The organism is Pseudomonas sp. FW306-02-D09B, from assembly GCF_058782685.1.
In genome coordinates, this window is sequence record NZ_JBYSXY010000031.1 from 18,928 (window position 1) to 40,205 (window position 21,278).

Sequence of the window (21,278 nt, forward strand, 5' to 3'; positions counted from 1 at the left end):
CCGAATGATCGACTAAGTTCTCTCCGCCAGAAACTTCAGCAGCGCCTTGGTGACGAACTCAGGATTCTCCAGGTTCGAAATGTGCCCTGCCTCCGGCACCAACAGATACGGGCAACCGATCAACTCGGCCATTTCCCTGGTTTCCGACGGTGGTCGCGGTTTGTCCTGATCACCGCACATCAGCAGCGTGGTTTCAGGATTCAGCTCGCCCAGACGCGGCAGCAGATCATCACGACCAAACGTAATGCGCCCCATCGGCACAATGCTTTCACGCAAACGCTCAGGCGGCAGCGCGGCCAGCCTGGCGCGGAAATCCAGATAAAGCGCCGACTGAGGGTCGATGCCTGGACGGAAGAAAATCGGCACTACGATATCGAGTAACTGCGGCGAGATCACACCGCTGTCTTCGATCTGCTTGAACAGCGAGAAATAGTACTGGCGAGTCGGCTCGGGCTCGACACCGACATAGGTGTCCATCAACACCAGGCCGTTGAGGCGCTGTGGGGCCGACAGCGCCAGACGCACGCCCCACATGCCGCCGACCGAAAGCCCGACCAGGGTGACGCGGTCAATATCCAGATGATCAAGCAGCGCCAGTACCTGCCGCGCCTGATCATCCAGCGAAGTCATGCCCTCAGGTAACGGCCCGGACTCCCCGTGCCCCCACAGGTCCACGGCAATCACCCGATGGTGTTGCGACAACGCCACAATCTGCGGCGCCCACATGGCCTGGTCCCACAAGTAACTACCCGCCAACAGCACCACCGGACCAGTGCCTTGGTCGACGTAGTGAAGCGATTGTCCATCAATCGTAGCGAAGGGCATCAACTGTCTCCTTTCTGAATCGAGTCAACCAAAAAACTCCGGCAGCCTGTCCCGGCGACGGGGGACAGTCAATCCGAACTTCAATTGAGGTCGTAACAAGTCTGCGCTGGTCAGTAGCAAGCGCGGTTCAAGGACTGTCTGCGTGAGGTGTGGACAAAGGGACCTCAATATAGCAATCGCTATCAATTGACAATCATTATCATTAACACTAGCTTGTCACTCGATGCGTAGGACGGCTCCGCCCCCCCCTTGGTCGTCCTATTTACTTTTTGCAGCAAGGTGATTTCCATGACGGAACCAGTAACCACAAGCAGGTGCGACTCACCCTTACTCCAGGCGTTCGTTAATAATCGACTGATTCTGGTCAAAATCGCAGCCCGCATTACCGGCTGCCGATCCCGCGCTGAAGATGTCGTTCAGGATGCGTTTTTCAGGCTGCAATCAGCACCGCAAATCACCTCCTCGTTCAAGGCTCAGCTCAGCTACCTGTTTCAGATCGTGCGCAACCTGGCGATTGACCACTACCGCAGACAGGCGCTGGAACAAAAGTATTCGGGCACCGAAGAAGAAGGCTTGAACGTGGTCATTCACGATGCCTCGCCAGAAACCTCGCACATCAACTTCTCGATTCTGGAAAACATTGCCGATGCCCTCGGCCAATTACCGAGTCGCACCCGCTACGCCTTCGAGATGTATCGCCTGCACGGCGTGCCGCAAAAGGATATCGCCAAGGAACTCGGCGTGTCGCCGACCCTGGTGAATTTCATGATTCGTGATGCCCTGGTGCATTGCCGCAAGGTTTCGGGCAAGCGCAGCGATACGTTCGCCCGCCGCTAAAAGATCGCAGCCTGTGTGTTGTGGTTCAGTTTTTTTTGGACCGTTCTGGAGATACCGCCTTGAGCCTTACCGAGCAAGCGCAAGTTTCAGGTCAAAGGGTTGGCCTGACTTCAGCTTTTAGGCACCGGCACGATGGCAATCTTGTACGGATCGAAAATCTTCAGCATCTGCCCGTTATCCCGCAACCCCTGCAGCAACTTGCCGAAGGTTTCCGCGCTGATCGGCGCTTGCGGACGTAACAGCGCGTAATGGTGATAAACCTGATCGATGCGCTGGGATACCAACAACTGCGGCCTGACCTTTTCATTGCGCAGCAGGTAATCGTAGAGGTACGAACGTGTGACCAGTGCAATGTCGGCGCGATTGCGCAGAACCATTAAAATATTGCTGTCGTGAGAAGTCGTGAGCGTCGCGTTGTAACTGTCCTTGAGAAATTGCGGATCGTTATTGAAATTGGCGAATTCATAGTGATAACCGCTGTACAGCGCCAGACGCTTGCCTTTCAAATCGGTGAAGTAACCCTGCTGACGATCCGGCTTGCTCTGTGCGACAAAGATTTCAGCATCTTCCAGCCCCATGTCGACGGTGCTGTGCGGGATATCCTTCCAACCCCACTCCGGGTTTTCGAAGATCGCCATGTCAGTCCGGCCATCCTGGAAATCACCGAATCGACGCTGCAAGGAAGTCGGCACGAGTTTGAACTCATAGTCGGTTTGCGAGTGGTTCAGCGCCTCGACCAACTGCGGTAGCAACCCGGTATCGTCGCCATTCTCCGGTCGAACGGTGTACGGCGGAAAGTGCGCAGCGCCCACCTGCACTACTTGTGCGGCCGAAACCGGGAGTACGGATAGCGCACCCAGCGCCATCAGCGAAATCCGTAAAGCCTTCCGAACTGGCGAAGACATCAAAACGAGCCCACCTCTAAAGATATATCGACTACAACCAAGCTAGGCGGTTTTATCCGCTTCGACAACTTGGTGATGGCTATTTAATAAGTTTTTGCGAAACGGTCACTTTTCTTCCAACACCAGAATCAAGGCTTCGTCGGCCAATTGATCGAGGCTCATGCTGCCATCCGGCCGAAACCAGGTGGTGGTCCAGGACAGCGCGCCGGTTAGAAAACGTCGGGTAATAAATACGTCGCCGCGAATGAAACCGGCGTCTTTCGCCTCACCCAGTACCTGCAACCAGATCTGCTCATAGATATCGCGCAGCGCTAGCACCTGGGCCTGACCTTCTTGCGAAAGCGAACGCCATTCGTAGACCAGCACCGCCATTGCTTCGCCGCTGCCGCCCATGATCGACTGCAACTCACAGCGGATCAGTGCCAGCACCCGCTCGCGCACATTGGTCGCTTGCGCCAGGGAGGCGCGCATCAATGCGGTGTTGTAGCGAATGGTTTCTTCCATCACCGCCCGCAGGATTTCATCCTTGCTTTTGAAGTGATGAAAAATGCTTCCCGACTGAATCCCGACCGCACTGGCCAGATCACGCACCGTGGTGCGCTCGTAGCCCTTGTTGCGAAACAGGTGAGCGGCCATTTGCAGCAGTTTGCCGCGAGCGCTGTCGGGATCGGTCAGTTGCCCGTTGTCGACCAACTCGCGCATTACCAGCAGGGCTTTTTGCTCGTCCACCCGTTCTCTCCTACAGTCGCTCAATCAATTGTGCGATCACACCACGAATGCAATGGGTTTGCGCGGGCAATTTAAGCTGACCGGGACGACCAAGCAAGCGCTTGGGAAGAAGATGTAACCAGCATTTACAAACCAAGCGCTTGCTTGGTAGTCTCGAGCCACTTCTGTCGGAGGCTTGCAATGAACAAAACCGTTCGTATCGGCTGCGCCAGTGCCTTCTGGGGCGATACCTCGACCGCCGCCGCGCAATTGGTTGACGGTGCCCAGCTGGACTATCTGGTGTTCGACTATCTGGCAGAAATCACTATGTCGCTGCTGGCCGGCGCGCGAATGAAAGATCCCCAGGCCGGTTACGCGACCGACTTCGTCGAAGTCCTCAGCCCGCTCCTCAAGCAACTTTGCGAACAGAACATCCGCGTGATCAGCAACGCCGGCGGGGTCAACCCACTGGCCTGCGCAGCAGCGCTGCAAGCGGCGTGCGATAAAGCCGGTGTGCCACTGAAGATCGCCGTGTTGCTCGGTGATGACCTGCAACCGCAGTTCAAGCAATTGGCTACCAGCGGCATAAAGGAAATGTTCAGCGGCGCCCCACTGCCGCCAATGTGCGTGTCGACCAACGCCTACCTCGGCGCCCCCGGCATCGTCGAGGCGCTACGCCTGGGTGCGGACATCGTTATCACAGGCAGAGTGGTCGACAGCGCCGTGGTCAGCGCGGCATTGGTGCATGAGTTCGGCTGGTCATGGCAGGACTACGACAAACTGGCCCAGGCCGCGCTGGCCGGGCATCTCATCGAATGCGGCGCACAGTGCACCGGCGGCAACTTCACCGATTGGCAAAAGGTGCCCGACTACGAACACATCGGTTTCCCCATCGTCGAAGTCAGCGCCGACGGCCAGTTCATCGTCAGCAAACCTGAAGGAACCGGCGGTTTGGTCACACCGCTGAGCGTCGGCGAGCAACTGCTGTACGAAATCGGCAATCCTCGCGCCTATCTGCTGCCCGATGTGGTCTGCGATTTCAGCCTGGTCAAACTCCAGCAACACGCCAACAACGCCGTGCATGTACACGGCGCCAAAGGCTTGCCACCACCCCGTCAATATAAGGTCTGCGCGACCTGGCCTGACGGCTTTCGCTGCACCGCCAGTTGCCTGATCGCCGGGATCGACGCGGTGGCCAAGGCACGTCGGGTGAGCCAGGCGATCATTGCCAAGACCTCGGAAATGTTCAGCCAACGCGGCTGGGCGCCCTACAGCGAAGTGAACATTGAGCTGCTCGGCAGCGAAGCGACTTATGGTCCGCATGGCCAGCGCCAGGACAGCCGCGAAGTAGTGATCAAACTGGCGGTGCGGCACCCGGACAAACAAGCGCTGATCCTGTTTTCCCGCGAGATCGCTCAAGCCGCCACCGGTATGGCGCCGGGGTTGACCGGAATCGTCGGAGGCCGGCCAACCGTGTACCCATTGATTCGTCTGTTCTCGTTCCTGATCGACAAAAATACCTGCGTGCTGGAAGTCGACCTGCAAGGCCAACGTTATCCCTGCGCCCTGCCTGCCCTCGATCACCTCGACGTTGCCGACCTGCCGCTGCCCTTTGATCCACCCAAACCCCACGCTCGCGCCGACGCCAGTGTGGCACTGGTGAAACTCGCTGTGGCGCGCTCCGGCGACAAGGGCAATCACAGCAACATCGGCGTCATGGCCCGCGCCCCCGAATACCTGCCGTGGATTGCCGAAGCGCTGACGCCTGCAGTGATCGTCGACTGGATGAGTCACGTGCTTGACCCGATCCACGGACGTGTCGAGCGCTGGTATTTGCCCGGCACTCACAGCCTGAATTTTCTCCTGGAAAACGCCCTCGGTGGCGGTGGCGTGGCCAGCTTGCGAATCGACCCGCAAGGCAAGGCGTTCGCCCAGCAGCTATTGGAAATCCAGATCCCGGTGCCGCAAGGCATCGCTGACCAAGTCAAGTAGAGGACGGTTGCCGTGGCCTTTGATTCGATATTCAAACCCGAGCTGTTTGCCGGCCAGACGATTATTGTCACCGGCGGCGGCAGTGGCATCGGCCGTTGCACCGCCCACGAACTGGCGGCCCTCGGCGCTCATGTGCTGTTAGTCGGGCGCAAACCCGAGAAGCTGCAAAAAGTCGCGAGGGAAATCATCGAGGACGGTGGCAAGGCGGATTGGCAGGCCTGCGATATCCGCGACGAGGACGCGGTCACGCAATTGGTCGGGCAACTGATCGAGGACCACGGGCCGATTCATGGCCTGGTCAATAATGCTGGCGGCCAGTACCCGGCGCCCTTGGCCTCGATCAATCAGAAAGGTTTCGAAACCGTGTTGCGGACCAATCTGGTGGGCGGGTTCCTGATGGCTCGGGAGGTGTTCAATCAGTCGATGAGCAAGCACGGTGGCAGCATCGTCAACATGCTTGCCGACATGTGGGGTGGCATGCCCGGCATGGGCCATTCGGGCGCCGCACGTTCGGGGATGGACAATTTCACCAAGACCGCCGCAGTCGAATGGGGTTACGCCGGGGTGCGGGTCAACGCGGTCGCGCCCGGCTGGATTGCCTCCAGCGGCATGGACACCTACGAAGGGGCGTTCAAGGCGCTGATCCCGACCCTGCGCGAACACGTGCCGCTCAAGCGGATCGGCACTGAATCGGAAGTCAGCGCGGCGATCGTTTTCCTGCTGAGTCCGGCGGCGGCCTTTATCAGTGGCAGCACACTGCGGATCGACGGTGCGGCGAGCCTCGGCAGTCGTGCCTGGCCACTGCACAAGGCGCAGCACAGTGAATCCTTCAATGGTTTTCACCGCGCAGGCTTACCCGACGTACTCAAGGGCGAGGACTGAGCCATGCCACAGATTGAGTCGCAACTCGACATCCTCAGCCGGCAGTTTGCGCAGAACCGCGAGGCGATGCTGAGCAGCATCGAACAGTTCCGCCAGTTGGAACGCAACCTGCTGGCCAAAGCCGCAGAGGCCAAACCGAAATTCGACAAACGTGGGCAACTCCTGCCTCGCGAACGGCTGAACCTGCTGCTTGATCCTGGCGCACCGTTTCTCGAACTGGCGAGCCTGGCCGGCTACAAACTGCACGACGACAAGGACGGCAGCCAGGCCGGTGGCGGGTTGATTGCCGGGATTGGTTATGTGTCCGGTGTGCGGGTGCTGGTGGTCGCCAACAACAGCGCGATCAAGGGCGGCACCATTTCCCCCAGCGGCCTGAAGAAGTCCCTGCGCCTGCAACAGATCGCCACGGAAAACAAACTACCGGTGATCACCCTCGCCGAGAGCGGCGGTGCCAACCTCAATTACGCCGCAGAGATTTTCGTCGAGGGTGCACGCAGTTTCGCCAATCAGGCGCGGATGTCGGCCATGGGCTTGCCGCAAATCACTGTGGTGCATGGTTCGGCCACCGCTGGCGGCGCTTATCAGCCTGGGCTCTCGGACTATGTGGTGGTGGTGCGCGGCAAGGCCAAGCTGTTTCTCGCCGGCCCCCCGCTGCTCAAGGCCGCTACCGGTGAAGTCGCCACCGATGAAGCACTCGGCGGCGCCGAGATGCACGCGCAAATCGCTGGCACTGCCGAGTACCTGGCCGAAAACGATGCCGACGGCGTGCGCCTGGTACGCGAAATCGTCAGCCTGTTGCCGTGGAATGCGCAGTTACCGCAGCGCAGCGCCGAACACTGGGACGAGCCGCTCTACCCTATCGACGAACTGCTGGGGCTGATTCCCGACGATCCGAAAAAGCCCTACGACGTGCGCGAGATCATTGCGCGCATCGCCGATGGCTCACGCTTTCTCGAGTTCAAGGGCGAGTTCGATCAGCAAACGATGTGCGGTCATTTGAAGATCCAGGGGCGGCCCTGCGGTTTCATCGGCAACAACGGTCCGATCACCCCGCAAGGTGCCAGCAAGGCCGCGCAGTTCATCCAGCTCTGCGACCAGAGCCAGACACCGCTGCTGTTTTTCCATAACACCACCGGTTTCATGGTCGGCACCGAATCGGAACAGCAAGGGGTGATCAAACACGGCGCGAAGATGATTCAGGCTGTCGCCAACGCGCGGGTGCCGAAGCTGACCATGGTGGTCGGCGGCTCTTACGGTGCTGGCAACTACGCAATGTGCGGCCGCGGGCTCGACCCGCGTTTCATCTTCGCCTGGCCCAACAGCCGCACCGCCGTGATGGGTGGCGCCCAGGCCGGCAAGGTGCTGCGCATTGTCAGCGAAGCCAGACAGGCCAAGGACGGTTTGGTCCCGGACCCGAAGATGCTCGACACGCTGGAACAGGTCACCGCGCAAAAACTCGACAGCCAGTCCACCGCACTCTACGGCAGCGCCAACCTGTGGGACGACGGGCTGATCGATCCACGCGATACGCGCACCTTGCTCGGCTATCTGCTGGATATCTGCCATGAGGCCGAGGTTCGTCAGTTGCAACCGAACAGTTTCGGTATCGCACGTTTTTGAGGCTCTGATCACCACCCGATTTAGGGAGAACAATAAAAATGATCTTCACCCAGGAACACGAAGAACTGCGCCGTACTGTCCATCATTTTGTCGACCGTGAAATCAACCCGTACGTCGATGAATGGGAAAAAGCCGGGCGCTTTCCGATCCACGAGATTTTCCGCAAGGCCGGTGCGCTCGGTCTGTTGGGGATTTCCAAACCGGAAAAATTCGGTGGCATGGGCCTGGACTACAGCTATTCGATTGTCGCCGCTGAAGAGTTCGGGACCATTCATTGCGGCGGGATTCCGATGTCGATTGGCGTGCAGACCGACATGTGCACCCCGGCCCTCGCCCGTTTTGGCTCCGACGAGCTGCGTGAAGAATTCCTCCGCCCGGCGATCACCGGTGAACAGGTCGGCTGCATCGGCGTCTCGGAAGTTGGTGCCGGCTCTGATGTCGCCGGGCTGAAAACCACCGCGCGCAAGGACGGCGGCGACTACGTGATCAACGGCAGCAAAATGTGGATCACCAACTCCCCAAGCGCCGACTTCATCTGCCTGCTGGCCAACACCTCGGACGACAAGGCGCACATCAACAAGTCGTTGATCATGGTGCCGATGAACAGCCCCGGCATCAGCCTCAGTTCGCCTCTGGACAAACTCGGCATGCGCAGTTCGGAAACCGCCCAGGTATTTTTCGACAATGTGCGCGTGCCGCAACGCAACCGCATCGGCCATGAAGGCGCAGGCTTCATGATGCAAATGCTGCAGTTCCAGGAAGAACGCCTGTTCGGTGCGGCGAACATGATCAAGGGCCTGGAATACTGCATCGACAGCACTATCGAGTATTGCAAGGAGCGCAAGACCTTTGGCACTGCGCTGATCGACAACCAGGTGATTCACTTCCGCCTCGCCGAGCTTGCAACTGAAATCGAATGCCTGCGCGCGCTGGTCTACCAGGCCACCGAGCAATACGTCAAAGGCCAGGACGTCACGCGCCTGGCGTCCATGGCCAAACTCAAGGCCGGGCGGCTAGGCCGGGAAGTCAGCGACAGTTGCCTGCAATACTGGGGCGGCATGGGCTATATGTGGGACAACCCGGTGGCCCGCGCCTACCGCGATGTACGGCTGGTGTCGATTGGCGGCGGTGCCGACGAGATCATGCTGGGGATCATCTGCAAATTGATGGGCATCCTGCCCGGGAAGAAAAAATGACCACCTTGCCCGTTTGCCAGACCCTGCTGCTGGAACTGCACAACGGCGTTCTGCACCTCACCTTGAACCGGCCAGACTGCCGCAACGCCATGAGCTTGCAGATGGTCGCCGAATTGCGCGCCGTACTCGCGGCGGTGCGCGATGACCGGGACATCCGCGCGATAGTGCTCGGCGGTGCCGGCGGGCATTTTTCTGCCGGCGGTGATTTGAAAGACATGGCCAATGCCCGCGCTCAAGGTCAGCAGGCCTACCGCGAATTGAACCGCGCGTTTGGCGCCCTGCTCGAAGAAGCCCAGCACGCGCCGCAAGTGCTGATCACGGTGTTGCAAGGCGCGGTGCTCGGCGGCGGCTTCGGTCTGGTGTGTGTCAGCGACATTGCACTGACCGATCACAACGCCCAGTTCGGCTTGCCGGAGACCAGCCTCGGCCTGCTGCCGGCGCAAATCGCACCGTTCGTGGTCCAGCGTATCGGCCTCACTCAGGCACGACGCCTGGCGCTGACCGCCGCGCGTTTTGACGGGCATGAAGCGCGGCGTCTGGGGCTGGTGCATTTTGTCGAACACGATGCCCAAGCCTTGGCCGAACGTCTGGATGCGGTGCTCGCGCATGTGCTGTGCTGCGCGCCTGGCGCCAATGCCGCGACCAAGGCCTTGTTGCTGGCCAGCACCGAACAGTCCATGGGACCGTTGCTCGACCAGGCAGCCGATTGGTTCAGTGAAGCCGTGACCGGGGCGGAAGGTGTCGAAGGGACGATGGCCTTCGTACAAAAGCGCAAACCGGGTTGGGCGCCTTAAAAAGCTTCGCGAGCAAGCCCGCTCCCACAGGGGAACGCATTTCCAATGTGGGAGCGGGCTTGCTCGCGAAGAGGCCCTCAAAAACACCGCAAAATACAAAGGATCACCCCATGCCCACCTTGCGCAAAATCCTCATCGCCAACCGCGGTGAAATAGCCTGCCGCATCCAGCGTACCGCCCAGGCGTTGGGCTATCGCACGGTGGCGGTGTTCAGCGATGCCGACGCCGACGCTCTGCATGTGCGCATGGCCGATGAAGCGGTCAACATCGGCCCCGCTGCTGTTGCCCAGTCCTACCTGAACAGTGCGGCGATCATCGACGCTGCATTGCGCAGCGGCGCGGACGCGATCCATCCCGGCTACGGCTTCCTCTCGGAAAACGCTGAATTCGCCACGGCATGCGCCCAGGCCGGCATCACCTTTATCGGTCCGGATCCTGCGGCCATCGAACTGATGGGCAGCAAACGCCTGTCGAAAATCGCCATGCTCGCCGCTGGCGTGCCGTGCATCGGCGGTTACCAAGGAGCGGAGCAGGATGACGCTACCCTCAGCCGCGAAGCCGAACGCATTGGCTATCCGCTGATGATCAAGGCCAGCGCCGGCGGCGGTGGGCGCGGCATGCGCCTGGTGCACACTGCGGATGAGTTGCTTGCGCAGATCCGTACCGCACGCTCCGAAGCCCTGCACGCATTCGGCAGCGACGAGTTGATTCTCGAACAAGCACTGATCGAACCGCGCCATGTCGAGATCCAGCTGTTCGGCGACCAGCATGGCAACCTGATCTACCTCGGCGAGCGCGACTGCTCGATCCAGCGTCGCCATCAAAAAGTCATCGAAGAAGCGCCGTGTCCGGTGATGACAGCCGAATTGCGCGACGCCATGGGCGAGGCTGCGCTGAAGGCCGGACGCGCGGTGAATTACGTCGGCGCCGGCACCGTGGAGTTCTTGCTCGATGCGCGGGGGCAGTTTTACTTTCTGGAGATGAACACCCGCTTGCAGGTCGAGCACCCGGTGACCGAGATGATTACCGGCCTGGACCTGGTGGCCTGGCAACTGGATGTCGCCGCTGGGTTACCGCTGCCGTTGCGCCAGGAACAGGTCGAACTCAAGGGCCACGCGATGGAGGTGCGTCTTTACGCCGAAGATCCGGCGCAGGATTTCCTGCCCCAGACCGGGCGCATTATGCGCTGGGAGCCGGCCCTCGCGGACGGGGTGCGCATTGACCACGGCTTGCTTGAAGATCAGCAGGTCAGCCCGTTTTACGACCCGCTGCTTGGCAAAATCATCGCCTACGGCGCCACCCGCGAGGAGGCTCGGCGCAAGTTACTACGGGCAGTCCAGGACAGTGCCTTGCTGGGCTTGCAGACCAATCAGCGTCTGCTCGCCGGTTTGCTGGAGCATCCGCAGTTCATCGCCGGGACCTTCAATACCGGGTTCATCGCTCAACACTTCGCCGATCACCCAAGCCTCCACTCGCACGCGCCCACAGCCGAAGAGCTGGCTATCGCCACGGCGCTGTTCTATCAGCAGTCCGCTGGCGCCCATCCGCCAGGACTCGCCGGTTGGCGCAACAACGCCAACGCGCCGCTGTTGCAACAGATCGGCCTCAACGGCGATCGCTGGTCAACCGAAGTGACGGCTCTGCCCGACGGGCAACTGGTCATTCAGGTGGCCGGGGAAACGCTGCAACTGAAACTGCTCGATATCAACGCCCGCTCGGCCAACCTGGAAATCAACGGCATTCGCCGCCGCTACGCCTATCAACTGGCCGCCGGACAACTGTGGTTGTTCACTCGCCCCGGCAGCTTGCTGCTGCAAGACCAGACATTGGCGCCCGTCAGCAGCCAGGTCGGCACCAGCACCGGCACGCTGAAAGCCCCGATGGATGGTGCGATTGTCGACGTACTGGTCAGTGAAGGCTCATCGGTGACCAAGGGGCAGCTGTTGCTGGTGCTGGAGGCAATGAAAATGGAGCACCCGCTCAAGGCTGGCATCGACGGTGTGATCAAACGGTTGCAGGTCAGCCCCGGCGATCAGGTAAAAAATCGTCAGATTTTGTTGGAGGTTGAATAAGCCGCTAGGCGGATCCATCGCATTTGGCTACGCTCAGCCTCATCAGGACGCGGACACCAGGAAACCTGCGATGCCTCATTGGCTGGTAATTGATCTCGAAGCGACCACCGATGACGGTGGCTGGCCAGTAACCGAGATGGAAATCATCGAAATCGGCGCCACCCTGGTCAATCGCGCAGGCCGCGAACTGGACTACTTCCAGCGATTCGTTCGGCCCCTGCGACGACCGCTGCTGACCCCTTTTTGTCGCGAACTGACCCACATAACCCAAGCCAATATCGACGCTGCCCAGCCACTGACCGAGGTCTGGCCGCTGTTCGAGCGCTGGCTCGGCCAGCATCATACGCGCCTTGAAGGTTGGGCCAGCTGGGGCGATTACGACCGACAACAACTGCTTCAGGAATGGCAACGCCTGCAACTCGATAGTGCCCTCAGCCGAGTCCCACACATGAACCTGAAGCAACGCTTTGCCAAGGCCCGCCGACTGGAGCGGCCGCTGGGGCTCAATGGCGCCCTGCAATTGGCGGGTATGCAATTTACCGGTCAACAGCACCGGGCGCTGGAAGATGCACGTAATACTGCGCGGTTGTTACCGCTGATTCTTCCGGCCTGATCCTTGAGGGCAACAGGTGACGGACGAAAAGGCCTTGTGCATACTGGCCGGCCTTTTTAGCCCATTTCGAGGAATCGCCCATGTTTAAAGTCAACGAGTACTTCGACGGCACCGTCAAGTCGATTGCCTTCGGCACCGCTGAAGGTCCGGCCACCATTGGCGTCATGGCACCGGGCGAATACGAATTCGGCACCAGCCAGCGTGAGATCATGCACGTGGTTTCCGGGGCCCTGACCGTCAAACTGCCTGACAGCAGCGACTGGGAAACCTTCGCCGCCGGCAGCCAGTTCAACGTACCGGCCAACAGCAAGTTCCAGCTGAAAGTCGCCGTCGACACCGCTTACCTGTGCGAATACCGCGGCTAAGCGTTTCACCGCGATAAAAAAATGCCCGTGTCGAAAGACACGGGCATTTTTCATTCCAGCATTACAGCCTCATTCGAGAATCTCTACCGGCATGCCGACTTCGAGCCGGCCATTGCCGTCGTTGACCAGGTTCTGGCCAAACATCGCGCCATCCTCTTGCGCACGGTATTTCTGCAGCGTCGCCAAGGGTTCACGGTCGTCACTGCGCTCACCGGTTTGCGGGTCGATGGTGGTGAGAATGCAGCGTGAACACGGCTTGACCACACGAAACTCGACATCGCCAATGCGAATGCGCTTCCAGCCGTCCTCGGCAAATGCCTCGCTGCCCTCGATCACCAGATTCGGTCGAAAACGCAGCATCTCCAGTGGACGGCCGACCCGTTGCGACAAGTCCTCAAGCGAAGCCTGACCAATCAACAACAGCGGAAAACCGTCGGCAAAGGCGACTTTATCGTCCTCCTTGCCGTAGCCGGCCTGAGTGGTACGGGCCAGCGCCTCGGGCACCTGCACCAATCGGGTAGGTTTGCCAATGAATTCACTGACCCAGGCGCCGGCAGCCTCCCCCGCATCGGGAACTCGCAAGGTATCGCGCCAGATGGTCACGCCACGCAGTTCAGCGTCGCTGGCAGGCAAGGCAATATCGATCGACGAGTGACCGGGTGCACTGAGCGTCAGACCGCCGGAGGTATTCCACAACGCCGACAACTGGCTCATTCCCGATTCCGCACGTTGTGTCAGGAAACGTCCGCTGGCCTCGTCCACCAGCATCCAGCGTCGATCCCCCTCCAGCCCCAGTTTGTCCAGGCTGGCCTGTTGCAGGATTTCGCCCTTGCCGGACTTGAGTGGATAACGGTAAAGCGCGCTCAGACGCAACATGGCCAGCTCCCTGGTGGGCAAAAGCGCCACGATATACGAGCCGGCGGATGAATCAAAGAAGCACATCACGGGCAGACATCCTGCCTGCCCGTGACGTTCCGTCAGGCCGGGACTGCGTCGAGCATCAGGCGCTGGCGCACCACGTCGACCAGTTTGTCTGGCTGGAATTTCGAGAGGAAGTTGTCACAACCGACCTTCTTCACCATCGAGTCGTTGAAGCTGCCGGACAGCGAGGTATGCAGGACGACGTACAGGCCGCGCAAGCGTGGATCGTTGCGAATCTCGGTGGTCAGGCGGTAACCGTCCATCTCGGGCATTTCCGCGTCGGTGAAGATCATCAGCAATTTGTCGGTCATGACCACACCCGTATCGGCCCAGGCCTTGAGCATGTTCAGCGCCTTCAGACCGTCACTGGCGATGTGCATTTTCACCCCGAGCTGACCCAGGGTATCGCGCAACTGGGACAGGGCAACATTGGAGTCGTCCACCAGCAGCACTTCACGACCGCGGGCGCGCTCCAGCACCGGATCTTCGAGCTTGTCACGCGAAACCTTGGCGTTGTAAGGCACGATCTCGGCGAGTACTTTTTCGACGTCGATGATCTCCACCAGTTGGTCATCGACCTTGCTGATGGCCGTCAGGTAATGCTGGCGCCCGGCACTGGTTGGCGGCGGCAGAATAGCTTCCCAGTTCATGTTGACGATGCGATCGACGCCACCGACCAGGAAGGCCTGCACCGAGCGGTTGTACTCGGTCACGATGATGGTGCTGTTGGGCCCCGGCACCAGCGGTCGCATGCCGATGGCCTGGGACAGGTCGATCACCGGCAATGTCTGGCCACGCAGATTGACCACACCACAGACAAACGGGTGACGCTGCGGCATCAAGGTCAGCTTTGGCAATTGCAGGACTTCCTGCACCTTGAAGACGTTGATTGCAAATAACTGCCGACCGGCCAGGCGAAACATGAGAATTTCCAGGCGATTCTCACCCACCAGCTGTGTGCGTTGATCTACTGTGTCGAGAATGCCGGCCATTGATGACTCCTGGGCTTTTCTGATGAATTCACTAAAGAAAGTTATCGGCGGATCTCACGCAATCTTGACCCGCAAACAAAATGCCACGCAAAGGAATTGATGTCACATTAACATCATGCTCTACTGAAGCGGCTATTTCATCCACTGCACAACCCTGCGCGCGACCCGTCTTTGCGTGTCAAGTTCCGTGACATCAGGGAATCCCCTAGCCGCAATCGGGATCAGCCTGATATTCGCGATATCCAATAGCCATTAATGTGACGCCATTCTCACTGCATGAATGGAGTCAGGCTTTTGTCTGTGATCGAAGTACCGTTGCCGAGCTCTTTTTTCAGCCCGCCGGGTTACGCACCTCATGCCTCACGGCTAATGGGTTCGGCACCTCGTTACGCTGTCAATCAGGCTCGCTCCATCGGGGCATTCGCGTCGAACGCAAACAGACCGTTCATCGTCAACAGCAAAAAATCAGAACTGCCCTACAGATTCCGGTCGTGGTCCGGCAGTACCTTACGCCCGTTCGCCATACGGCTGATTGCATCACCTGACTTGATGTCGTGGAGAAAAGCATGCTGAACGATCGTAAAAACTGGAATCAGCGACTGCCCGAATTCTTGATCGAGGCAGAAACCCTGCTGGCCAAATCCGAGGAATGCCTGAGCCACCTGCAACTGATCAACAATGATCAGGACGCCATCGATTGCATGCTGAACACACTGTTCACCCTGGCCAACCGGGCCGATGCATTGGCACTGCGGGCGGTATCCGAGTTCTCGATGTGCATTCACGCCTTGCTCAACGGTGCACGCAATCAAATCGACCTGAACGACCAGGCACTGTGTGCCTTGAAAGAGTGCTTCACATTGATGGCCTGGCAACTTGAACTGGTCGACCTGACTACCGGCCAACTCAGCCTCGATGACGCCGAACAGCTATCGTTGATCGAAGCCTTCGCGATGGAAATTGGCCGTGCCCCGACGCGCCTGGCATTACCCACCAAGCCATTCGCATGCGTTCCGCTTTCGGCAAGACATGCCTGAGTTGCATCAGATAATGCATGGCATCGTTTGATAATTTTTAACACTTCCAGCAACAACGCTTTCGCGTCGCAATTGAATACTTCATATCTTTTAACGTCAGAATCAAATTAATAACCCAAGCATTAGTTGCCGACTTCCGACCTCCTGAGCTACACGTCCAGAGCGCTGCAAACTGATTAGTGACGTAATGAGTCATGCTGGACGCTCAGTCACCAGCCCATGACCGCCAACGTGGAGCATATGTCCAGCAACGGCTAAATTCCTGACCCTTTGGACATATATAGCGAACGCGACCAACGGTATGTTAAGTGGTATTATGCGGCCCAATTAGTTGGTTCTGCGCTATGGCACTCTGACTTCAGGCGGAGCCTATCCCCTTGTACAGTGCAACACTCGATTTTGACAATCAGACTGCGCTAACTTGAAGCTCACTATTCAATTACCAGCATTTTCCACACAGAGACCCGTCAGCCATCGTGACCGGTCTGCCCGCAGCGAACATTCATTGGCTCCATCCGCTATGTACGCCAGCCTCAAGTCAGTCGCCTCTTGGCCACCCTCCCGAAAAAGCGTTCGCCGGTTTACACTGCTGCTGTGCCTGTGCTCGGCGGTGGGCAGCCTGCTGGTTTACTGCCTGTCCAGCCAATTTCCAGTCGCACTGCTGATATTGAATCTCGCGGCAGCCACCAGCGTCTGGGTGCAGTATTGCAGTTCGCGAAAATCGATCAGGTTCCAGCCTCAGGAACTGGCCGATCGTTTGCTGGAAGTACAGGAAAACGAACGCCATCGGCTCAGCCGTGAACTCCACGACGACATCGGCCAATTGCTGACGGCGGCAAAACTGCAAAGTGAATGGCTCAAGCGACGTCAGCCCGAAGAACTGCAAAGCCATTGCACCCTGCTCTGCGACACGCTGGAAGAAACCCTGACCAAAGTTCGTGATGTCTCGGCCATTCTCAATCCAAGACAACTCACCAGCCTTGGCCTTGAAGCCAGTTTGCGTGCACATCTGCTCAAAATGCTGGCCAATACTGCCGTGAACTGGAGCCTTGAATGCCAGCAGCGCCTGACCGGTATTCCAGAAGAAATGGCGGTGGCGGCGTTTCGGATTTCTCAGGAAGCCGTCACCAATATGCTGCGCCATGCCCAAGCCAAAAACCTGCTGATTCGCCTGCAACGTCTGCCCCAAGGACTGGCGCTGTTTATCAGCGATGACGGACTGGGCTTTTCTCCAGCCACCCATCCTGGTCGTGAAGGGCAACGCGGAATGGCCGGCATGTCGGAGCGGGTCGAACAACTGGGCGGCACCTTGAGCGTCATCAGCGAGCCCGGCAAGGGTACGCAGATCGAAGCACTTTTCCCCTGGGCACCCCGCGCGCTCGAACGAGCCAGTACGAATAAGGTTCAACATTGACTTGTAACTTGCTTCTGGTGGATGACCACTCGCTGATCAGAGCCGGCGTGCGTGCGCTGGTTCTGGACATTCCCGGTTACGCCGTCATTGGTGAAGCCAATGATGGTGCGCAACTGCTCGAAATGGTCGAGAAGCTAAGCCCCGACATCATCCTGCTGGATATATCCATGAAGGAAACCGGTGGGCTCGAGGCTCTGCAAAGACTCAAGGCCGTACGCCCACAAAGCAAAGTGCTGATCCTGTCGATGCACACCGACCCGACGCTGATCATGCAAGCCCTGGAGTCAGGCGCTCACGGCTATCTGCTCAAGGACACCACCGCCACGGAGCTGGAACACGCGCTCGAAGCCTTGCGCAACAACGAACGCTACCTGAGCCCGGCCATCGCTCACACCGTGATCAACCAGGCGCTGGTGCGTGCCCAGAAAAGCCGGCCAGAACCCGTCGACACCCATAATCTGACGGCTCGCCAGCTAGAGATTCTGCGCTTGATCGTGCGTGGCAAATCCACTCGCGAGATTGCCAATGGTTTGGGCCTGAGCATCAAAACGGTGGAAACCCATCGCTCTCAGATCATGAAGCGCTTGCAGATCTTCGATGTCGCGGGCCTGGTACTGTTTGCCGTGCGCGAGCAAATCATCAGTCTCGACGATTAGGCCAGATGCAACGCCCTGTAGTGCCTATCCCTCAGGCATTCAGAAGCGTCCTACATGTCGACTTTTTTCTTACAAGTCATGATGAATATGCCCAATTGACGGTCATTTGGCATTGGTACACCTTGTGACTGCAGTTATCAGGCAACAGCAAAAAACCCACAAGGATGTGCACGCAATATGACCAGGGTCTATCAGGCAGGGAGCCATGCACTTAATGCAAAGCCATGACTTACGATTTCCAGCGAACCGGGATGCACCTCCAAACACCGGCCACCCCGCTCACCCGATTGAATGCAATTGCACCGTCAACACACCTGGAGTGAACGACATGGAACCGCGCGTTGTAGAGCTGGAGACCCACCTCAAGTACATCCGCAGAGATATGGAAGAGGTCCGAAACAACGTCAAGTCCATCAAGCACAGGCTTGCCTACTCGGCAGGCGCTGCGGCGGTGATCATCAGCCTGCTCGGCTGGATTGCCAACAGCCGCTTCGATCAACTCGTGACGCTACTTAACGCATAACCTGCACCACGAAACACCAGGCCCGACGTGATCCGTACCGGGCCTGGTGCTGGCGAGGCTGTAGTGCGCAAAGACCTAGCCCAGCACTTCACTCAGGGGGATGAAGTTCACCCAATCACCCTCGACCAACGTGCGATCTTCCAGCACTTCAACCAGCCCATCCGCCCAGGCAGCACTGCGCAAAACACCCGAGCTCTGATTCTTGTAGATAATTGCCCGCCCATGCTCCAGACGACCACGCAGGTATTCACGGCGATTGCCGGCCTTGGACCAGGCGAATCCTGCCGGAACCTGAAACTGCAAAGGCCGAACCTCTCTCACGCCTTGGCGGCGTAACAGATAAGGGCGTGCCAACAAGGCGAAGGTCACCAGTGTCGACGCAGGATTGCCAGGCAACCCAATCACCGGCACGCCTCGAAAATGCCCGAACGTCAGTGGTTTCCCCGGCTTGATGGCCAATTTCCACAAGGCCAGTTCGCCCTCTTCGCGCAGCGCAATACCCAGGAAATCCGCCTCGCCTACCGATACACCGCCCGTAGACAGGATCAGGTCGACATCCCCCAGTTCGGCGAGCCGATTGCGAGTGGCCTGCAAATCGTCCGGCAGAATCCCCGCATCGATCACTTCGCAGCCTAAACGCTGCAACCAACTGCACAGCAATACCCGATTGCTGTTATAGATCTGACCCGGACCGAGGGCTTGCCCAGGCTCGACCAACTCGTCTCCGGTGGACAGCACCGCAACCCGTACCTTGCGCACGACTTCTAGTTCTGCACAGCCCAGTGACGCCGCCAAACCTTGCTCGATGGGACCCAGGCGCGTACCGGCGGTCAATACCTGTTCACCCACCGTGGTTTCCTGACCTTGTGGGCGAATGTTTTGCCCTGCGCGCATCGGCTCGGTAAAACGTACCCGTTGGTCCGCCTGGACCTCGGCGTTTTCCTGCATTTCTACGCAGTCTGCACCCACTGGCACCGGGGCACCGGTGAATATCCGTGCACATGTACCGGGTGCCAATGGCTCCGGGGCTTGCCCGGCAAAAATCTTCTGGCTGACCACCAGTGGCTCGCCAGTCCAATCGGCCAGGCGCAAGGCATAACCATCCATGGCGCTGTTGGGCCATGGCGGCAGATCAAGGGTCGATACCAGGTCCTCGGCAAGAACGCGGCCCTGGATCGCGGCCAACGGCAATCGTTCGCGCTCGAGGATTGGCGACGCCTCAGCCATTTCCAGCAAGCGTGCCAGCGCCACTTCGACGGGCATCAAGCTGCCGGTCTTGCCCGGCTTACCCACGGGATTCACAGGGTGCCGCCTGCTTCAAGTGAGCGACGAAGTTACACGGACGATGCCGCGAATCCAGTTGCTCCGCGAGAATCCCGTCCCAACCGGTTCGCACCGCATTGGTAGAACCCGGCAGACAGCAGACCAGCGTGCCATTGGCCAACCCTGCCAGTGCACGCGATTGCACCGTCGAGGTGCCGATGTCCGCAACCGAGATCTGCCGAAACAGCTCGCCAAATCCGTCGACCTGCTTATCCAGCAGGCAACTGACAGCTTCCGGTGTACTGTCACGACCGGTAAAACCCGTACCGCCCGTAATCAGCACCACTTGCACGACGTCGTCAGCGATCCAGGTCGCGACTTGCGCACGAATTTTGTAGAGGTCATCTTTAAGCAGAATACGCGCGGCCAGGTTATGCCCGGCAGCACTGAGGCGGTCAACGAAGACCTGTCCCGAGGTATCGGTTTCCAGCGTGCGGGTATCACTGACAGTCAGCACCGCAATGTTCAGCGGGGCGAAAGGTACATCAGCCTTGGCTTTCATAGGCTCGTCCAGTTGTAGGAGAAACAGCCCGGTGTTATATCACAGCGCCTCATTTTTTCAGCGCACCGATGGAGATGCAGCATGACCTCGAACTTCCAGTTGCCGCCCTGCTCCATCCTGCTTCTGGCGGGAGGACGTGGTCAGCGCATGGGCGGTCAGGACAAGGGGCTGCTGGTGTGGCAAGGCCTGCCTCTGATTGCTCATCTGCATCACCTGACTCGAGGCTTGAGCGATGACCTGATCATTTCCTGCAACCGCAATATGGAAAAATACGCGCTTTATGCCGACCAGTTGGTGCATGACGACAATAGCGACTTCCCTGGCCCATTGGCCGGGATTCGCGCCGGGTTGGCAGTCGCGCGACATCCCCATTTGATGGTACTGCCCTGCGACGTGCCGCGCATTGACGCCCAACTGCTCACGGCCATGCGAGAAGCCGCCCGCCAACAGCCGGACAAACCCTTGATGCTACGCCAGGGCGAGCATTGGGAACCGTTGCTGTGCATTATCCCTGTAGCGCTGGCAGGCGAGTTTGAAAACGCCTGGAACGAGGGTGAACGCAGCCCCGGACGCATCATGCGCAACCTGGGCGCCATCGCACTGCAATGCCCCGAAAACGATCGACGCCTGGCCAACCTGAATACACCTGAACTGTTAAGCCTGCACAGCAACGTGCCAGAATGAGGCCAACCAAGGAACTTGCACGCCAGGCATACGTCTCAGCCCAGTACTCAAAAGAATTCATATTCGGAGAAATCACATGACTCATCGGACCCTCGCCACTCTCATGCTCGCACTGGGCCTCGCTACCCTCGCCGGTTGCTCATCGCCCGCGGTGATCACCTTGAATGACGGTCGCGAGATCCAGTCGGTCGACACCCCCCACTTCGATTCCAAGTCGGGCTTTTACGAATTCGAGCAACTGGATGGCAAGCAAACCCGCATCAACAAAGATCAGATTCGTACCGTTAAAGACCTGTAAGCCTCACGGCGACAGCCTGGTACAGATAAAGCCCGCCAGTGTGCGCAATGCTGTTCACTTAAGCCGATGTTTCAGGCACAACCGCAGTTGTGGCGAGGGAGCTTGCTCCCGCTGGGGCG

Annotated in this window: 22 protein-coding genes; 15 read left to right on the forward strand and 7 right to left on the reverse strand. The window is 58.9% G+C overall.

The features are described from left to right. Positions 1–12 precede the first annotated feature (12 nt). Positions 13–825, reverse strand: a complete 813-nt coding sequence (locus AC3WK5_RS28365; protein WP_103319826.1) for an alpha/beta fold hydrolase — start codon at positions 823–825, stop codon at positions 13–15. A 288-nt stretch (positions 826–1,113) separates the two neighbouring features. Between AC3WK5_RS28365 and AC3WK5_RS28370 the strand changes: the two genes are divergently transcribed. Beyond that, a complete protein-coding gene (locus AC3WK5_RS28370; RefSeq protein WP_054596398.1) occupies positions 1,114–1,662 on the forward strand; it encodes an RNA polymerase factor sigma-70 in 549 nt (182 codons plus the stop codon). Positions 1,663–1,772: 110 nt separating this feature from the next. Here AC3WK5_RS28370 and AC3WK5_RS28375 read toward each other — a convergent pair whose 3' ends face one another. Both AC3WK5_RS28375 and AC3WK5_RS28380 read right to left on the reverse strand, forming a co-directional pair. After that, complete coding sequence (locus AC3WK5_RS28375; RefSeq protein ID WP_173860017.1) at positions 1,773–2,567, reverse strand: substrate-binding periplasmic protein; 795 nt, start codon at positions 2,565–2,567, stop codon at positions 1,773–1,775. Positions 2,568–2,672: 105 nt separating this feature from the next. After that, positions 2,673–3,296, reverse strand: coding sequence for a TetR/AcrR family transcriptional regulator (locus tag AC3WK5_RS28380; RefSeq protein ID WP_054596396.1), 624 nt, complete (start codon positions 3,294–3,296; stop codon positions 2,673–2,675). Between the two features lie 180 nt (positions 3,297–3,476). On the opposite strand from AC3WK5_RS28380, the gene AC3WK5_RS28385 reads away from it, so the two are divergent. The 8 genes from AC3WK5_RS28385 (at position 3,477) to ppnP (ending at position 12,809) form a co-directional block, all read left to right on the forward strand. Continuing rightward, positions 3,477–5,267 carry an acyclic terpene utilization AtuA family protein gene (locus tag AC3WK5_RS28385; protein WP_103319824.1) on the forward strand — a complete coding sequence of 597 codons (1,791 nt, stop codon included), beginning with the start codon at positions 3,477–3,479 and terminating at the stop codon, positions 5,265–5,267. 12 nt (positions 5,268–5,279) lie between these two features. Further along, positions 5,280–6,149, forward strand: coding sequence for an SDR family oxidoreductase (locus tag AC3WK5_RS28390; protein ID WP_103319823.1), 870 nt, complete (start codon positions 5,280–5,282; stop codon positions 6,147–6,149). Positions 6,150–6,152: 3 nt separating this feature from the next. Next, complete coding sequence (gene atuC, locus AC3WK5_RS28395; protein WP_103319821.1) at positions 6,153–7,769, forward strand: geranyl-CoA carboxylase subunit beta; 1,617 nt, start codon at positions 6,153–6,155, stop codon at positions 7,767–7,769. 38 nt (positions 7,770–7,807) lie between these two features. Continuing rightward, complete coding sequence (gene atuD / locus AC3WK5_RS28400) at positions 7,808–8,965, forward strand: citronellyl-CoA dehydrogenase (protein WP_103319819.1); 1,158 nt, start codon at positions 7,808–7,810, stop codon at positions 8,963–8,965. Further along, the gene (locus AC3WK5_RS28405) at positions 8,962–9,759 is read left to right on the forward strand and encodes an enoyl-CoA hydratase/isomerase family protein (protein ID WP_103319818.1); all 798 of its coding nucleotides are present in this window, start codon (positions 8,962–8,964) and stop codon (positions 9,757–9,759) included. The genes atuD and AC3WK5_RS28405 overlap by 4 nt, the downstream gene beginning before the upstream one ends. Positions 9,760–9,869: 110 nt before the next feature. After that, on the forward strand, positions 9,870–11,831 hold the full coding sequence (locus AC3WK5_RS28410; protein ID WP_103319816.1) for an acetyl-CoA carboxylase biotin carboxylase subunit: 1,962 nt from the start codon (positions 9,870–9,872) through the stop codon (positions 11,829–11,831). A gap of 70 nt (positions 11,832–11,901) precedes the next feature. Then, positions 11,902–12,444, forward strand: coding sequence for a 3'-5' exonuclease (locus AC3WK5_RS28415; RefSeq protein ID WP_103319814.1), 543 nt, complete (start codon positions 11,902–11,904; stop codon positions 12,442–12,444). Positions 12,445–12,524: 80 nt separating this feature from the next. Further along, entirely contained in the window at positions 12,525–12,809 is a 285-nt protein-coding gene (gene ppnP, locus AC3WK5_RS28420; protein ID WP_007940055.1) for a pyrimidine/purine nucleoside phosphorylase, read from the forward strand. 69 nt (positions 12,810–12,878) lie between these two features. Here the strand turns inward: ppnP and AC3WK5_RS28425 are convergent, their stop codons facing one another. Further along, on the reverse strand, positions 12,879–13,685 hold the full coding sequence (locus AC3WK5_RS28425; protein ID WP_103319856.1) for an MOSC domain-containing protein: 807 nt from the start codon (positions 13,683–13,685) through the stop codon (positions 12,879–12,881). 101 nt (positions 13,686–13,786) lie between these two features. Next, complete coding sequence (locus AC3WK5_RS28430; RefSeq protein ID WP_054596387.1) at positions 13,787–14,722, reverse strand: chemotaxis protein CheV; 936 nt, start codon at positions 14,720–14,722, stop codon at positions 13,787–13,789. Positions 14,723–15,288: 566 nt separating this feature from the next. Here AC3WK5_RS28430 and AC3WK5_RS28435 point away from each other — a divergent pair. The 4 genes from AC3WK5_RS28435 to AC3WK5_RS28450 all read left to right on the forward strand — a co-directional run bounded on the left by AC3WK5_RS28435 (position 15,289) and on the right by AC3WK5_RS28450 (position 18,352). Further along, positions 15,289–15,759, forward strand: a complete 471-nt coding sequence (locus AC3WK5_RS28435; protein WP_103319812.1) for a hypothetical protein — start codon at positions 15,289–15,291, stop codon at positions 15,757–15,759. 520 nt (positions 15,760–16,279) lie between these two features. Beyond that, positions 16,280–17,173 (forward strand): sensor histidine kinase, encoded by an 894-nt coding sequence (locus tag AC3WK5_RS28440; RefSeq protein WP_054596385.1) that lies wholly within the window; start codon positions 16,280–16,282, stop codon positions 17,171–17,173. Then, positions 17,170–17,829, forward strand: coding sequence for a response regulator (locus AC3WK5_RS28445; RefSeq protein ID WP_054596384.1), 660 nt, complete (start codon positions 17,170–17,172; stop codon positions 17,827–17,829). Before AC3WK5_RS28440 ends, AC3WK5_RS28445 begins: the two co-directional genes overlap by 4 nt. 214 nt (positions 17,830–18,043) lie before the next feature. After that, complete coding sequence (locus tag AC3WK5_RS28450) at positions 18,044–18,352, forward strand: hypothetical protein (protein WP_256585323.1); 309 nt, start codon at positions 18,044–18,046, stop codon at positions 18,350–18,352. A gap of 75 nt (positions 18,353–18,427) precedes the next feature. Here the strand turns inward: AC3WK5_RS28450 and AC3WK5_RS28455 are convergent, their stop codons facing one another. Both AC3WK5_RS28455 and moaB read right to left on the reverse strand, forming a co-directional pair. Beyond that, positions 18,428–19,615: a molybdopterin molybdotransferase MoeA gene (locus tag AC3WK5_RS28455; RefSeq protein ID WP_177474944.1), complete on the reverse strand. Its 1,188-nt coding sequence runs from the start codon at positions 19,613–19,615 to the stop codon at positions 18,428–18,430. Positions 19,616–19,637: 22 nt separating this feature from the next. After that, a complete protein-coding gene (gene moaB / locus AC3WK5_RS28460) occupies positions 19,638–20,177 on the reverse strand; it encodes a molybdenum cofactor biosynthesis protein B (RefSeq protein WP_054596381.1) in 540 nt (179 codons plus the stop codon). 81 nt (positions 20,178–20,258) lie between these two features. Between moaB and mobA the strand changes: the two genes are divergently transcribed. Together mobA and AC3WK5_RS28470 are read left to right on the forward strand one after the other, a co-directional pair. Then, complete coding sequence (gene mobA / locus AC3WK5_RS28465; RefSeq protein WP_103319807.1) at positions 20,259–20,861, forward strand: molybdenum cofactor guanylyltransferase MobA; 603 nt, start codon at positions 20,259–20,261, stop codon at positions 20,859–20,861. Positions 20,862–20,937: 76 nt separating this feature from the next. Then, positions 20,938–21,159 carry a YgdI/YgdR family lipoprotein gene (locus AC3WK5_RS28470; protein ID WP_054596379.1) on the forward strand — a complete coding sequence of 74 codons (222 nt, stop codon included), beginning with the start codon at positions 20,938–20,940 and terminating at the stop codon, positions 21,157–21,159. Positions 21,160–21,278: the final 119 nt, after the last annotated feature.

Bases quoted from the DNA above. Each gene is read 5' to 3' on its own strand.
- AC3WK5_RS28470 (WP_054596379.1), top strand. From the start codon at position 20,938: ATGACTCATCGGACCCTCGCCACTCTCATGCTCGCACTGGGCCTCGCT.
- AC3WK5_RS28430 (WP_054596387.1), bottom strand. From the start codon at position 14,722: ATGGCCGGCATTCTCGACACAGTAGATCAACGCACACAGCTGGTGGGT.
- atuC (WP_103319821.1), top strand. From the start codon at position 6,153: ATGCCACAGATTGAGTCGCAACTCGACATCCTCAGCCGGCAGTTTGCG.
- AC3WK5_RS28425 (WP_103319856.1), bottom strand. From the start codon at position 13,685: ATGTTGCGTCTGAGCGCGCTTTACCGTTATCCACTCAAGTCCGGCAAG.
- moaB (WP_054596381.1), bottom strand. From the start codon at position 20,177: ATGAAAGCCAAGGCTGATGTACCTTTCGCCCCGCTGAACATTGCGGTG.
- atuD (WP_103319819.1), top strand. From the start codon at position 7,808: ATGATCTTCACCCAGGAACACGAAGAACTGCGCCGTACTGTCCATCAT.
- AC3WK5_RS28410 (WP_103319816.1), top strand. From the start codon at position 9,870: ATGCCCACCTTGCGCAAAATCCTCATCGCCAACCGCGGTGAAATAGCC.
- mobA (WP_103319807.1), top strand. From the start codon at position 20,259: ATGACCTCGAACTTCCAGTTGCCGCCCTGCTCCATCCTGCTTCTGGCG.
- AC3WK5_RS28375 (WP_173860017.1), bottom strand. From the start codon at position 2,567: ATGTCTTCGCCAGTTCGGAAGGCTTTACGGATTTCGCTGATGGCGCTG.
- AC3WK5_RS28440 (WP_054596385.1), top strand. From the start codon at position 16,280: ATGTACGCCAGCCTCAAGTCAGTCGCCTCTTGGCCACCCTCCCGAAAA.
- AC3WK5_RS28385 (WP_103319824.1), top strand. From the start codon at position 3,477: ATGAACAAAACCGTTCGTATCGGCTGCGCCAGTGCCTTCTGGGGCGAT.
- AC3WK5_RS28435 (WP_103319812.1), top strand. From the start codon at position 15,289: ATGCTGAACGATCGTAAAAACTGGAATCAGCGACTGCCCGAATTCTTG.
- AC3WK5_RS28365 (WP_103319826.1), bottom strand. From the start codon at position 825: ATGCCCTTCGCTACGATTGATGGACAATCGCTTCACTACGTCGACCAA.
- AC3WK5_RS28405 (WP_103319818.1), top strand. From the start codon at position 8,962: ATGACCACCTTGCCCGTTTGCCAGACCCTGCTGCTGGAACTGCACAAC.
- ppnP (WP_007940055.1), top strand. From the start codon at position 12,525: ATGTTTAAAGTCAACGAGTACTTCGACGGCACCGTCAAGTCGATTGCC.
- AC3WK5_RS28370 (WP_054596398.1), top strand. From the start codon at position 1,114: ATGACGGAACCAGTAACCACAAGCAGGTGCGACTCACCCTTACTCCAG.
- AC3WK5_RS28450 (WP_256585323.1), top strand. From the start codon at position 18,044: ATGCAAAGCCATGACTTACGATTTCCAGCGAACCGGGATGCACCTCCA.
- AC3WK5_RS28455 (WP_177474944.1), bottom strand. From the start codon at position 19,615: ATGCCCGTCGAAGTGGCGCTGGCACGCTTGCTGGAAATGGCTGAGGCG.
- AC3WK5_RS28415 (WP_103319814.1), top strand. From the start codon at position 11,902: ATGCCTCATTGGCTGGTAATTGATCTCGAAGCGACCACCGATGACGGT.